At 40.1% G+C, this 13021-nt stretch carries 12 protein-coding genes, 1 tRNA gene, 1 rRNA gene, 1 other RNA gene, 1 pseudogene and 1 other annotated feature; of the genes and pseudogenes, 12 read left to right on the forward strand and 4 right to left on the reverse strand.

The genetic code is table 11. The features are described from left to right. Nucleotides 1–71, forward strand: a 5S ribosomal RNA gene (rrf, locus tag SB775_RS34720); the annotation flags it as partial. A 77-nt stretch (nucleotides 72–148) separates the two neighbouring features. Here the strand turns inward: rrf and SB775_RS26510 are convergent. Beyond that, on the reverse strand, nucleotides 149–1114 hold the full coding sequence (locus SB775_RS26510) for a YaaC family protein (protein WP_410864113.1): 966 nt from the start codon (nucleotides 1112–1114) through the stop codon (nucleotides 149–151). Between the two features lie 112 nt (nucleotides 1115–1226). Between SB775_RS26510 and guaB the strand changes: the two genes are divergently transcribed. The 4 genes from guaB to SB775_RS26530 all read left to right on the forward strand — a co-directional run bounded on the left by guaB (nucleotide 1227) and on the right by SB775_RS26530 (nucleotide 6048). Next, nucleotides 1227–2690, forward strand: a complete 1464-nt coding sequence (gene guaB / locus SB775_RS26515) for an IMP dehydrogenase (RefSeq protein WP_089365025.1) — start codon at nucleotides 1227–1229, stop codon at nucleotides 2688–2690. Nucleotides 2691–2864: 174 nt separating this feature from the next. Beyond that, nucleotides 2865–4184, forward strand: a complete 1320-nt coding sequence (locus SB775_RS26520) for a D-alanyl-D-alanine carboxypeptidase family protein (protein WP_250211733.1) — start codon at nucleotides 2865–2867, stop codon at nucleotides 4182–4184. Nucleotides 4185–4253: 69 nt separating this feature from the next. Further along, nucleotides 4254–4478: a binding site (T-box leader), on the forward strand. 62 nt (nucleotides 4479–4540) lie between these two features. Beyond that, a complete protein-coding gene (gene serS, locus SB775_RS26525) occupies nucleotides 4541–5818 on the forward strand; it encodes a serine--tRNA ligase (protein ID WP_061440305.1) in 1278 nt (425 codons plus the stop codon). A gap of 137 nt (nucleotides 5819–5955) precedes the next feature. After that, a tRNA-Ser gene (locus SB775_RS26530) sits at nucleotides 5956–6048 on the forward strand. A gap of 121 nt (nucleotides 6049–6169) precedes the next feature. Here the strand turns inward: SB775_RS26530 and SB775_RS26535 are convergent. From SB775_RS26535 to SB775_RS26545, 3 genes and pseudogenes are all read right to left on the reverse strand, one after another. Continuing rightward, on the reverse strand, nucleotides 6170–6841 hold the full coding sequence (locus SB775_RS26535; protein ID WP_410864115.1) for a deoxynucleoside kinase: 672 nt from the start codon (nucleotides 6839–6841) through the stop codon (nucleotides 6170–6172). Further along, the gene (locus SB775_RS26540; RefSeq protein ID WP_410864117.1) at nucleotides 6819–7478 is read right to left on the reverse strand and encodes a deoxynucleoside kinase; all 660 of its coding nucleotides are present in this window, start codon (nucleotides 7476–7478) and stop codon (nucleotides 6819–6821) included. The genes SB775_RS26535 and SB775_RS26540 overlap by 23 nt, the downstream gene beginning before the upstream one ends. Before the next feature lie 104 nt (nucleotides 7479–7582). Continuing rightward, nucleotides 7583–8151: pseudogene (locus SB775_RS26545) on the reverse strand (cysteine hydrolase family protein). A gap of 139 nt (nucleotides 8152–8290) precedes the next feature. Here SB775_RS26545 and tadA point away from each other — a divergent pair. The 7 genes from tadA (at nucleotide 8291) to SB775_RS26580 (ending at nucleotide 12691) form a co-directional block, all read left to right on the forward strand. Continuing rightward, nucleotides 8291–8797, forward strand: a complete 507-nt coding sequence (tadA, locus tag SB775_RS26550; RefSeq protein WP_089365028.1) for a tRNA adenosine(34) deaminase TadA — start codon at nucleotides 8291–8293, stop codon at nucleotides 8795–8797. A gap of 147 nt (nucleotides 8798–8944) precedes the next feature. Continuing rightward, nucleotides 8945–9209: signal recognition particle sRNA large type (gene ffs, locus SB775_RS26555), an RNA gene on the forward strand. Between the two features lie 181 nt (nucleotides 9210–9390). Continuing rightward, the gene (gene dnaX / locus SB775_RS26560; RefSeq protein WP_410864118.1) at nucleotides 9391–11079 is read left to right on the forward strand and encodes a DNA polymerase III subunit gamma/tau; all 1689 of its coding nucleotides are present in this window, start codon (nucleotides 9391–9393) and stop codon (nucleotides 11077–11079) included. 21 nt (nucleotides 11080–11100) lie between these two features. Next, nucleotides 11101–11418: a YbaB/EbfC family nucleoid-associated protein gene (locus tag SB775_RS26565; protein WP_053348895.1), complete on the forward strand. Its 318-nt coding sequence runs from the start codon at nucleotides 11101–11103 to the stop codon at nucleotides 11416–11418. Nucleotides 11419–11478: 60 nt separating this feature from the next. Then, the gene (recR, locus tag SB775_RS26570) at nucleotides 11479–12075 is read left to right on the forward strand and encodes a recombination mediator RecR (RefSeq protein ID WP_061440307.1); all 597 of its coding nucleotides are present in this window, start codon (nucleotides 11479–11481) and stop codon (nucleotides 12073–12075) included. 20 nt (nucleotides 12076–12095) lie between these two features. Next, nucleotides 12096–12314 (forward strand): YaaL family protein, encoded by a 219-nt coding sequence (locus SB775_RS26575; protein ID WP_061440308.1) that lies wholly within the window; start codon nucleotides 12096–12098, stop codon nucleotides 12312–12314. A gap of 113 nt (nucleotides 12315–12427) precedes the next feature. Next, entirely contained in the window at nucleotides 12428–12691 is a 264-nt protein-coding gene (locus SB775_RS26580; protein ID WP_061440309.1) for a pro-sigmaK processing inhibitor BofA family protein, read from the forward strand. Nucleotides 12692–13021: the final 330 nt, after the last annotated feature.

A 13021-nucleotide genomic window follows, 5' to 3' on the forward strand; every position in this document is an offset into this window, starting at 1 on the left:
ACGGCAGTTAAGCTCTTCAGCGCCGATGGTAGTTGGGGGTTTCCCCCTGTGAGAGTAGGACGCCGCCAAGCCATTTATAAGATCAGCCATCTGGCTGGTCTTTTTTCGCGTTCCAGGACAGATCAACCACGATTGGTAGTTAGAAGGATCAAAAGTTTAACCTTTTGGACGTAAACCATTCCAATATTAAAAAGGGCACCTTAACTTGGCTTATTTTAAGGAATTGCACAATGCAAGGGTAATCATCATTAGGCATTGTTTTCATCAGCTCTGCCCACCATTCTGTTTCATAACGAGCTATTATACTAAGGTTATAAGAGATCAAATAATGGATTAAAAGTTCAGGTAACGAAAAAGCTGACGAATCTTTATTGAGTGATAGCATGAACTGTCCTTCTGCCATGTTATATCGTATTGGAGAAGAAGCATTATGAATAAATACGCTATCTGCTTTTAAAGTCAGTGATCGAGGTGCTTCTGAAATACTGAAAACTTGATTCGTTTTGGATTTTAAAAATTCTTCCAATCGACTGCTGGACATTTGATAGCTATCCAATATGGCTGAGGGTAGTTGAAAACCATCCGAAGTGGGTGACAGGGCGGCGAAATTTTTCTGGGGAATGGGCCATGTAAAGTTTTGCATATCTGGTATTTCCTTCAATAGTGTCCCCATGGAAAATTTTTCGCCTTCCAGATGCCTGATATGAAATAATTTTTCGGCAATGCAGGTGAAAAGTCCATTCTTTTGCGTTTTTACTTCGTCCTTTAAAAATTCGTATTGTTGTTTTTTTCTTTTTCTTGTAGTTACCCCATGGGCAAGTACCGAAGTTGATTCAGGATAGTTAGGATCAATAGTGAGCAGGCAGGCCTTTAACAATTGGGCGAATCCATAAAATATTAGGATTGGCTGTATGGAAAGTGGAGCTATGGCAGCCTGATTATAATATGTTTTACCATGTTCAAGATGGTATATAAATGGATAGCAGTTTTCGTAACTTTTCATTTCTGCATCTTCTATTTTTTCACGCATATAACATTTTTGTAAAAAAAGTTGTGAGGAAGATGCGGAAAAAAAAGGGGTATATTTATCGAAATTATCATTGTTTTCAGGCATTGCAGCCTCTCCTCCGAATTAATAGAATTATCAAACATTTATTTCTCTTCTTGACAGTAGTATGTCCTATTGATAACCTACAAATAATATTTTTAAGCAGGAGGGGAAAATAATGTGGGAAAATAAATTTGCAAAAGAAGGTTTAACCTTTGATGATGTCCTATTAATTCCAGCGAAATCAGAGGTTTTGCCGAAAGATGTTAACCTTCAAGTCAGCTTAGCTGAAAATTTAAAGCTCAACCTTCCTATCATCAGTGCAGGAATGGATACCGTTACAGAAGCTGAGATGGCAATTGCTATGGCTCGTCAAGGCGGATTGGGTATTATCCATAAAAATATGTCTATTGAGGCACAAGCTGAACTGGTGGATAAAGTAAAACGTTCAGAAAGCGGTGTTATTAACGATCCATTTTTCTTAACGCCAGATCACCAAGTATTTGATGCAGAGCATCTAATGGGTAAATATCGCATTTCGGGTGTGCCTGTTGTCAACAATTTAGAGGATCGAAAACTTGTGGGTATTATTACAAACCGTGATTTGCGATTTATTTCCGATTTTTCTTTGAAGATTTCCAGTGTCATGACTATAGAGAATCTGGTCACAGCTCCAGTGGGAACTAACTTGGAACAAGCAGAAAAGATTCTTCAAAAATACAAAATTGAAAAGCTTCCCCTTGTAGACGATAATGGTGTTCTTAAAGGACTTATTACAATCAAGGACATCGAGAAAGTCATTGAGTTCCCGAACTCGGCGAAAGATAAGCAAGGAAGGTTACTTGCAGGTGCTGCTGTTGGTGTGACTAAAGATACATTGAAGCGTGTAGAAATGCTTGTTAAGTCCCAAGTCGATGCAATTGTGCTTGATACTGCTCACGGTCATTCAGCGGGCGTCCTTGAAATGGTAAAGGAAATCAGCGAGGCATATCCTGAATTGACGATCATCGCTGGTAACGTGGCTACTGCTGAAGGAACGAAAGCATTGATTGAAGCGGGAGCTGATGTAGTGAAAGTGGGAATCGGACCAGGGTCAATCTGTACGACAAGGGTTGTAGCCGGTGTAGGAGTTCCTCAAATCACGGCAGTCTTCGATTGTGCGACAGAAGCAAGGAAATATGGTAAAACGATCATCGCTGATGGCGGAATTAAATACTCTGGTGATATCGTTAAAGCTCTAGCTGCAGGCGGACATGCAGTAATGCTTGGAAGTATGCTTGCCGGTGTAACTGAAAGCCCTGGTGAAACGGAAATTTTCCAAGGTCGCCGTTTTAAAGTATATCGGGGTATGGGTTCTGTTGCAGCGATGGAAAAGGGATCTAAGGATCGTTACTTCCAAGAAGATAACAAGAAATTCGTACCGGAAGGCATCGAAGGGCGCCTTCCATACAAAGGACCTCTTTCAGATACCATTTTCCAACTGATTGGCGGCATTCGTTCAGGTATGGGATATTGCGGAACAGCCACATTGGAAGATTTGAGAGAAAACTCTCAATTTGTCAAAATGACTGGTGCCGGGTTAAGAGAGAGTCATCCTCATGATGTCCAAATTACAAAAGAAGCACCGAATTATTCAATGTAATGAATTTAACATATAATCGTCATTAAAATTTATTATTAAAATAGACAGAGTCTACGATTACTCTGTCTATTTTTTTTATTTTTTCTGTGATAAACTATACAAGGTGTCAAGGGGAATCACATAAAGTTTCTTCTTTGTTATAGAGATTAGCTTAAAAGTTGGAGGTATTGGAAATTGAAAAAAATCAGCAAGATTACCCTCATTTTCACTTTTGTCTTTGCTCTTGTTATGTCGCAATTTGCCTATCAACCGGGGGAAGCTGTTGCTGAATCTGATAATTTAGGTTTAAAAGCAGAGGCAGCCATCATCATTGATGGTAAAACAGGACAAATCGTGTATGAAAAAAATGCCGATGAAGTATTAGGGATTGCATCCATGTCAAAAATGATGACTGAATACATCATAATGGAGTCAATCAAAAATGGGAAAATCAGTTGGGATCAAAAAGTAAAAATAAATAAATACGTGCATGATCTTTCAAAAGCACCGCATTTGTCGAATGTTGGGTTAACAGAAGGTGAAGATTACACAGTTAAAGAACTATATCAAGCCATGGCTGTCTATTCTGGAAATGCGGCAACGGTAGCTTTAGCACAATTGATTTCCGGAAGTGAAAAGAGTTTTGTTAAATTAATGAATGAAAAAGCAACAAAATTAGGCTTGAAAAACCATAAATTCGTTAATGCCAGCGGTTTGAATAACTCCGATTTATTAGGGCAATACCCTACTGGTAAAGCAGATGAAGAAAATATCATGACAGCAAAAGATACTGCTCTTCTTGCTTATCGTCTAATAAACGATTATCCGGAAGTATTAAAAATTGCGAGTATTCCTAAATTGAAGTTCCGTGATGGAAAAGAGTATTCGAACTTCAACTGGATGTTGCCTGGCCTGATATTTGAATATAAAGGCGTCGATGGACTGAAAACGGGATCTACTGACTATGCCGGTTATGGTCATACAGGGACGGTTATCCGGGATGGCCAACGCTATATCACGGTGGTAATGAAGTCCACTAGTAAAACTGAACGTTTTGCGGATAGCACTAAGCTGATGAACTATGCTTATGCAACCTTCAAAAAAGAAAAAGTACTTCCAGCCAATTACCAAGTGAAAGGGAAAGAAACACTTTCAGTAGTAAAAGGTAAGGAAAAAAGTGTTAAGGTTCAAACTGAAAAAGCGTTTGAGCTACTTGTTGAAAATGGTGAGAAAGATAACTATAAAACAGATTTAGTGATCGATAAAAACAAATTGAATGATGATGGTAAGTTGACTGCACCAATCAAAAAAGGTGAAAAACTTGGATACATCACAGTCACTCCTAAAAACGGCGAAGATTACGGGTACATTAACGGCGATCCAGTGAAGGTTAACGTCGTAGCTGCTGAGTCTGTTGAAAAGGCAAACTGGTTCGTATTATCAATGCGTGCGGTTGGCGGATTCTTTGGTGATGTATGGAGCAGTGTAGCTTCTACAGTTAAAGGCTGGTTTTAAGTTTCGTGTATAAAACGGTTGCGTAATGTATAAAATTATAGTACATTATGGAAAACAATCTGATTATATAAGAAAGCAATGACAGGATATAGTAACAAGTATTTCTTTCTATAGAGAGCCGATGGCTGGTGGAAATCGGTGTGAGAATCTTGTGAATCCCTCCTGGAGCAGAGTATGGAAAGCCTTATGGGTCAGTAAGTACTTTCGGTTAAAAGCCGTTATCGTGATAAGTGGTAGACATTTTTCATATGTCTTCAACTAGGGTGGCAACGCGGGTTAACTCTCGTCCCTTCTTCAGGGGACGGGAGTTTTTTGCGTTCTTGGAAAGATCATCAGATATTAAGGAGGAACTGAAAATGTTGGATTTGAAATATGTAAGAAATAATTTTGAAGAAGTAAAACGTGTACTGCAATTCAGAGGAGAAGATCTAACTGATTTAGGTAAATTTGAAGAGCTTGATTTGAAGCGCCGAACCTTGATTGCCGATACGGAAAAGTTGAAAAGCAAAAGGAATGAAGTTTCACAGCAAGTGGCAGTATTGAAACGGGAGAAAAAGGATGCTGACCAGTTGATTGCCGAAATGCGTGAAGTTGGAGATCAAATCAAAGGATTCGATGATGAGCTTCGTGAAGTGGAAGCCCGCTTAGGAACATTACTTCTTTCCATTCCTAATATTCCGCATGAAAGTGTCCCAGTTGGTGAAACGGAAGACGATAATGTTGAAATCCGTAAATGGGGGGAATTGCCGGAATTCAAATTTGAACCAAAACCACACTGGGATGTAGCTGGAGATTTAGGCATCCTGGATTTTGAACGGGCAGCAAAAGTTACCGGAAGCCGATTTGTATTTTATAGGGGTCTAGGTGCACGGTTAGAGCGTGCTTTAATTAGCTTTATGCTGGATCTTCATGTTGAAGAACACGGATATGAAGAAATGCTGCCTCCATATATGGTCAACCGTGCAAGCATGACTGGCACAGGTCAGTTACCTAAATTCGAGGAGGATGCCTTCCGTATTGAAAGTGAAGATTACTTCTTGATTCCTACGGCTGAAGTGCCTGTGACAAATTTCCATCGGGATGAAATCATGAGCATGGATGATCTGCCGATAAGTTATGCGGCATACAGCGCTTCTTTCCGATCAGAGGCAGGTTCTGCCGGTCGTGATACCCGCGGGTTAATTCGCCAGCACCAGTTCAATAAGGTTGAATTAGTGAAGTTTGTAAAGCCGGAAGATTCTTATGGGGAATTGGAAAACCTCACGGGTCATGCCGAAAAGGTCCTTCAATTGCTAGGTCTTCCATATCGAGTACTAAGCATGTGTACGGGAGATCTTGGTTTCACTGCTGCTAAAAAGTATGATATCGAGGTTTGGATCCCGAGTTATGGAACGTATCGTGAAATTTCTTCTTGCAGTAACTTTGAAGCATTCCAGGCTAGAAGGGCCAATATCCGCTTCCGACGTGATGCAAAAGGAAAACCGGAACACGTCCATACTCTAAATGGATCAGGTTTGGCAATCGGCCGTACAGTCGCGGCGCTTTTGGAAAATTATCAGCAGGAAGATGGCAGTGTTATCATTCCTGAAGTATTACGACCATATATGCGCGGTGTGGAGGTCATTAAACCGTAAGTTAAAGAAAAAAGGAATCAGCTTCTGATAAAAGAAGCTGATTCTCCTTTTTATCTAAGTTTAAAAATTATTTCAAAAAACTTTCTAGACTGCTTGACTTTGATTTTAATTCAATGTATTATAATAAATGTTGATACGGAGGTATACCCAAGTTCGGCTGAAGGGATCGGTCTTGAAAACCGACAGGGGAGTCAAATCCCGCGGGGGTTCGAATCCCTCTACCTCCTCCATAACTTATTAATAACCACAGCGCATAAATTGGATATCGATAAATTCCGTTACAGAGATGTAACGGAATTTTTGTTTTCTAATATATTGAAAAACCACCGGATAACCGGTGGTTTTTTTGTTTTACATATTTCGTAACAACTTGGTTTGCTCCATATATTCGGCAATCCGTTTTATAAGAGGTTCGATACTTGCTTCATCCTGCATAAGGTCATATTCATTTATATTCAATCGAAGGACAGGACAGGCATTAAATTGATCAATCCATTCTTCATAACGGCCGTGCATCTCCTTCCAATATTCAATTGGGGTATGCTGTTCCATCGGACGGCCACGCTCTTGGATACGGTCGAGGATATCGTCCAGTGAACCTTCGAGATAGATAAGTAAATCAGGGTGCGGGAAGTATGGCGTCATTACCATGGCGTTGAAAAGGCTTGTGTAAGTTTCGTAGTCCACATCGTTCATCGTACCTTTTTCATGATGCATTTTTGCAAATATTCCAGTGTCTTCATAAATGGAACGGTCTTGGATAAAACCGCCTCCATATTCAAAGATTTTTTTTTGCTCTTTAAAACGTTCAGCGAGGAAATAGATTTGCAGATGGAAACTCCAACGATTAAAATCATCGTAAAACTTATCCAGGTAGGGGTTCGTATCAACCTTTTCAAAGGATGTCCTGAATTGAAGGGCATCGGCTAATGCATTGGTCATGGTTGATTTTCCTACGCCAACCGTCCCTGCTATCGTAATGACGGCGTTGTTTGGAATATTATATTTCTTGCGTAAGTTCATTTGACTTTACTCCTTTTTGCAGGGCATTCTCTATTTGGGTGATTATCGTTTTCAAATCATCCTTGTTGCCGACGAAATCCAGTTCATCTCCGTTAAATGTAAGCACAGGTATGTCAGGGTGCCGTTTTTCAAACGTTTCCATGAATATTTGGTAATCTGCGGATAATTGCTCTAAATAAATGGAAGATATATTTTTTTCGAAATCACGGCCTCTTCTACCGATGCGGGAGATCAGAGTATCAAGACTTGCGTTTAAATAAATGACCATATTAGGTTTTGGCATATCCCGTGTTAAAATATTGAATATTTCAAGGTATTTATTGTATTGTTCGTTTTTTAGGGTTCGTTCAGCAAATATCAAGTTCTTGAATATATGGTAATCAGCCACCACGGCTTGGTCATTAGTAAGATACTTTTTTTCGATATCTTCCAATTGTTTATAACGGTTACATAGAAAAAACATTTCTGTTTGAAAGCTCCACTCATCAATGTTGTTGTAGAATTTACCTAGAAATGGATTTTCATCTACAATTTCCCTCAATAACGAAAATTGAAAATGCTCTGCGATAGCTTTTGCAAGTGATGTTTTTCCCACGCCGATTGGACCTTCGACAGTGATAAATGGGGTGGATTTCATCCAATCTGTCCTCCTTCATGAGGTATCAAGCTGAAATTCCCAGTTTATTAGGTTTCAGCCAAGAGATATTGTATCACAGACTTAGGACTTAAGTGATATTTTTGTCAGTTTGCTAATGAAGGAGAATGAAAGAGTGTGTAACAGGGGGATATGGTGGGGAATGCCTTGATGGATGCCTTAAGAACATGGTTCATCATCTTTAATGCATAATGATTATCTTCCTTTGATGCTGAAGCGATGCAATCCTCGGGTATCCATAATTTATATTCCGGTATATAGGCATCTTTGGCCGTGAACAGGACGCAGATTTTACCGGCTATACCAGTAATGATCAGGGTTTCCACCTTTAATCGTTTGAGTAATGTGTTGAGGGTGGTCCCATAAAATGGAGAATGCTTCGGCTTGATGAGAAAGAACTCGTCTTGTTGTGGTTTTGTCGTTTCAATTAATGGCAGGTATCAATTATTTTATCGAAGTCAGCCTGCCATAAATCATAATGGTCATTGATATAAATGATTGGAAAGCCCTTTTCTTGCATTTGCTTTTTTAATTTCAAAATCGGATCGATGATAAGCTTCGTATGTTCAAGGAGCATATTCCCGTGTTTGAAATCAAAATCATTGATCATATCAATGATAAGCAAGGCGAAAGAAGGCGATTTAGGTCGATTCATGGTATATCCTCCTTCATTGTGAGAATTTACTTGCAGCACATATGCAGCTTGCGTTACTATTCATTAGAATAAGTAGTATGACCTTTATTTTGTCTTATATTTGTCTGTTTACTCCTACTTAATTTGAGGGGGTTTTTTTATGAAGGATGATGTTTTTTACATGAATTTGGCCTTGAAGGAAGCTAAAAAGGCGCAGGCATTGAATGAAGTGCCGATTGGCGCTTTAATCGTAATAGATGACCAAGTTATTTCGACGGGGCATAACCTAAGGGAAACAGAACAGAATGCGACGGCACATGCAGAGCTACTTGCGATCAATGAGGCTTGTCGTGCTACTGGCAGCTGGCGCCTTGAGGATGCGACGCTATATGTAACGTTGGAACCTTGTCCCATGTGTGCAGGTGCCATTTTACAATCGAGGGTAAGGCGGGTTGTTTTTGGAGCGCACGATCCAAAGGCCGGATGTGCAGGGACATTTATGGATTTACTTCGAGATGAACGCTTCAACCATCAATGTGAAGTAACGAGCGGTGTATTAAGGGAAGAGTGCGGTTGGATATTGACTTCTTTTTTTAAAGAGCTTAGGAATAAAAAGAAAAATTTGAAAAGAGAGAGAGCACTCAAGATTATCGAAGAAAATAAATAGGTGAAAAACGAATGTTGAAGATGAGGCTTAGCTTCATTTGATAAATTTGGAATCAAACTGTCCATGAACAACACTTGCGTTTTTTTTGTTACCTTAGTATAATAAATTATGCGTCGACATGACGCTGCGAAATTGGTATTACATTTGCCGTGCTAGACGGGGAGGTAGCGGTGCCCTGTACTCGCAATCCGCTCTAGCGAGGTTGAATCCCTTCTCGAGGTTAGTATTCTGTAGGGCCTGCCTTAAGTAAGTGGTGTTGACGCCCGGGTCCTGCGCAATGGGACTCCATGAACCATGTCAGGTCCGGAAGGAAGCAGCATTAAGTGGAAGTTCTCATGTGCCGCAGGGTTGCCTGGGCCGAGCTAACTGCTTAAGTAACGCTTATGGTTGCTAATCGACAGAAGGTGCACGGCAGTTATTTTACATAAACAAAAAACTCATTCGTATCGGGTGGGTTTTTTTTTATGCCAAGAAGGTAAACTGCTTGGTTTTTTGAAAACAATGAGGCAATCATAAAATTTCCTTTTAGACTTTGAAATTAAGGAAATCAGTAATGTATAATAAACAAGATGGAGAAAAAAGGAGGGATTTCCGTGGGGTATCAAGCATTATACCGGGTATGGCGGCCACAACAATTCATTGATGTAGTTGGGCAAGAACATGTAACGAAAACGCTGCAGAATGCCTTGGTCGGGCAGAAGGTTTCACATGCCTATTTATTTTCCGGTCCACGCGGGACAGGGAAAACAAGTGCTGCCAAAATTCTAGCAAAAGCAGTGAATTGTGAGCATGCCCCGACAAGTGAGCCCTGTAACGAATGTGCTACTTGCCGCGGAATCACTGATGGCTCCATATCAGATGTTATAGAAATTGATGCAGCATCCAATAATGGTGTCGAGGAAATCCGTGACATTCGTGATAAGGTCAAATATGCACCGAACGCGGTTACATATAAAGTTTATATCATTGATGAGGTACATATGCTTTCACAAGGCGCTTTCAATGCGCTTTTAAAGACATTGGAAGAACCTCCGAAGCACGTAATTTTTATATTGGCAACGACAGAACCTCATAAGATTCCACTAACGATCATCTCCCGTTGCCAAAGGTTTGATTTTAAAAGAATTCAGCCTCAAGATATTGTTGGCAGGATGTCACAGATTATTGCAGAAACAGGTGTTTCATGTGATGAACAAGCTCTGCATATCATTGCGAGGGCAGCAGAAGGCGGGATGCGAGATGCCCTAAGCCTTCTTGATCAAGCGATTTCCTTCAGTTCGGAGACGGTTTCCGTGGAAGATGCATTGACTGTCACCGGTTCTGTTTCGCAGGCATTTTTAAGCAGGTTGGCAAAGGCTATATATGATAAAGAAGTAGCGGTGGCACTTGAAGTCCTTGAAGAATTGCTAGCTATGGGAAAAGATCCGGCTAGGTTCATAGAAGACATGATTTATTATTTCCGTGACATGCTTTTGTATCAAACTGCACCAGCCCTGGCAGAATCCTTCGAGCGTGTATTGATAGATCCCCAATTTAAAGAATTGGCGGAAGTCATCTCCTCTGAATCGATTTACTCCATTATTGAAAGCTTCAATCAAACACAGCAGGATATGAAATGGACAAATCATCCAAGGATTTTCCTTGAAGTGGCACTTGTGAAATTATGTAATGAGCAAAGGTCAAATCAAACGGATGATGGGCAGCTTAAACAGATGCAGCAGAAAATAGATGATCTAGAGAAAAAATTAATGGAAATGCATAAAAATGGCATTCCGGCAGCCATGACAGAAAAACCTGCAGAGCAGGCGAAAGCACAAAGGGCCATTAAAAAAGCATATAAAGCACCTGCAGGAAAGATCAATCAAGTTTTGAAACAAGCTACAAAGCCAGATCTTAATGTAGTGAAAAGTAAGTGGGGAGAAGTGCTTGAACAGTTAGGTCAGCAAAACCAAAAGTCATTGGCAGCTTTATTAACGGAGGCAGAACCTGTTGCTGCGTCAACTGAAGCTTTTGTGGTAAAATTCAAATATGATATTCATTGTCAAATGGCAATGGAAAATAACCGTTTCGTGGAAGTGATGGCCTCGATCATGCAGCAATTGACCGGGCACCGTATGGAGATAGCTGGTGTTCCGGAGAGCCAGTGGCAAAGGTTGCGGGAGGACTTCATTTCAACACAGCAGTTCGACGGTCCAGAAGAAACGGAATCAAAAGAAGAAGACCCCTTTATAGCAGAGGCTAGAAAATTAGTCGGCGATGATCTACTTGAAATTAAAGAATAATTGGAGGTAAGGAAAATGGGTATGCGCGGCGGTAATATGCAAAATATGATGAAACAAATGCAAAAAATGCAAAAGAAGATGGCAGAGGCACAAGAAGAATTAGGTGAAAAAAAGATTGAAGGCACTGCTGGCGGCGGAATGGTAACGGTCATCGTGACAGGCCATAAAGAAATAGTTGATGTAATCATCAAACCGGAAGTTGTCGATCCGGATGATATCGATATGCTTCAGGATTTAGTGCTGGCTGCAACTAACGATGCTTTGAAAAAGGCTGAAGAACTGACAAACCAAACGATGGGACAATTCACTAAGGGAATGAACCTTCCGGGTATGTTTTAAGCAAGTTCAAAAGAAACTTCCTTTCAGGAGGTTTCTTTTGAGATTTTTAGGGGGAATTTGATGCATTATCCAGAACCGATTTCCAAGCTCATTGACAGTTTTATGAAATTGCCGGGGATTGGGCCTAAAACGGCTGCTCGATTAGCCTTCCATGTACTAAGCATGAAGGAAGATACTGTTTTGGATTTTGCAAAAGCACTTGTGAATGCTAAACGGAATCTTATGTATTGTTCAGTCTGTGGTCATATTACAGATCAAGATCCCTGTTATATCTGCGAAGATCAAAAGAGGGACAGAAGTTTGATTTGTGTGGTTCAGGACCCGAAAGATGTAATAGCTATGGAAAAGATGCGAGAGTTCAATGGTTTATACCATGTACTGCATGGCAGTATTTCACCGATGGACGGAATTGGTCCAGAAGATATAAACATTCCTGATTTATTAAAACGCCTGCAAGATGAAACAGTGCAGGAGGTCATTTTGGCTACTAATCCTAACATTGAAGGTGAAGCGACAGCCATGTATATTTCGCGGTTGCTAAGACCGTCAGGGATTAAAGTGACCAGAATTGCCCACGGACTTCCTGTTGGCGGAGATTTGGAGTATGCGGATGAAGTGACGCTATCAAAAGCAATTGAAGGAAGAAGAGAAATATAAGATAGCTGGGAGGACTTCACTTGTTCTTTCGTAAAAAAAAGAAACTTCGAAATGAATTTAATGAGTCATTAATCGAAGATCTTGAACATTTGAAATGGAATTGGCATAATCAAAAATCATTACTTGAAAAAAGCGTTGATCCATCTGAGGAAGTAATCGCCCAAACAAGACTGGCGGAAGTGAAATATTTCTACTTATTCAGGGAAGTTAAAAGAAGGAATGTCCGCATAAAAAGATGATAAGTAGATGGCTGTGAAGGAATGCATTTTCTTCATAGCCATTTTTTGTTTGAGTTCTTAATCCAAAGATCTCTTCATATAAGTGAAGTACAAGCTTGCGGGGAGGAATGATTTTGGAACCAGTTGTCTTTGTTGCCGTAGTTGGCGGCCTGATTTTAATGCTCCTCATTATAGGGGCGCCATTAAGACCCGTCCGGTTTATAGGGCAGGGGATTATAAAGATTATTATCGGTGCAGCCTTTTTGTTCTTTTTGAATACACTTGGGAATCAAGCGGGCATTCATGTACCCATCAACCCTGTTACCTCAGCAGTCGCCGGCCTGCTTGGAATACCAGGAGTTGCAGCTTTGGCGGCCATTGGCTATTGGGTCATTTAAAAGGCGTTAGCGTCGATGTTACTCTGAAAAACCTCATGGAAACTCCTTGAGGTTTTTATCATGTTATCGTTCATTTAGGTTTTTTTAAAAATATGCAAATAAACCATTGACGAAAAAAGAACAACCTGATAATATATTAGGAGTCGCCAATAACGACATCATAAATACTCAATCAAAAAAATGTGAAATAAATATTGACATTAGAATGAGTTGATGATAAGATAATAAAGTCGCTTACGAAGTAACGACGAAGAATTGCTCTTTGAAAACTGAACAAAACAAAGCGCCAACGTTAAATTTTAAGTGAGCACACACTATTAAAAAAGCAAA

The organism is Peribacillus sp. SIMBA_075 (genome assembly GCF_046534585.1).

Excerpts from the sequence above, each read along its gene's own strand:
- SB775_RS26510 (WP_410864113.1), bottom strand. The coding sequence starts at position 1,114 with ATGCCTGAAAACAATGATAATTTCGATAAATATACCCCTTTTTTTTCC.
- guaB (WP_089365025.1), top strand. The coding sequence starts at position 1,227 with ATGTGGGAAAATAAATTTGCAAAAGAAGGTTTAACCTTTGATGATGTC.
- serS (WP_061440305.1), top strand. The coding sequence starts at position 4,541 with ATGTTGGATTTGAAATATGTAAGAAATAATTTTGAAGAAGTAAAACGT.
- SB775_RS26535 (WP_410864115.1), bottom strand. The coding sequence starts at position 6,841 with ATGAACTTACGCAAGAAATATAATATTCCAAACAACGCCGTCATTACG.
- SB775_RS26540 (WP_410864117.1), bottom strand. The coding sequence starts at position 7,478 with ATGAAATCCACCCCATTTATCACTGTCGAAGGTCCAATCGGCGTGGGA.
- tadA (WP_089365028.1), top strand. The coding sequence starts at position 8,291 with ATGAAGGATGATGTTTTTTACATGAATTTGGCCTTGAAGGAAGCTAAA.
- SB775_RS26565 (WP_053348895.1), top strand. The coding sequence starts at position 11,101 with ATGCGCGGCGGTAATATGCAAAATATGATGAAACAAATGCAAAAAATG.
- recR (WP_061440307.1), top strand. The coding sequence starts at position 11,479 with ATGCATTATCCAGAACCGATTTCCAAGCTCATTGACAGTTTTATGAAA.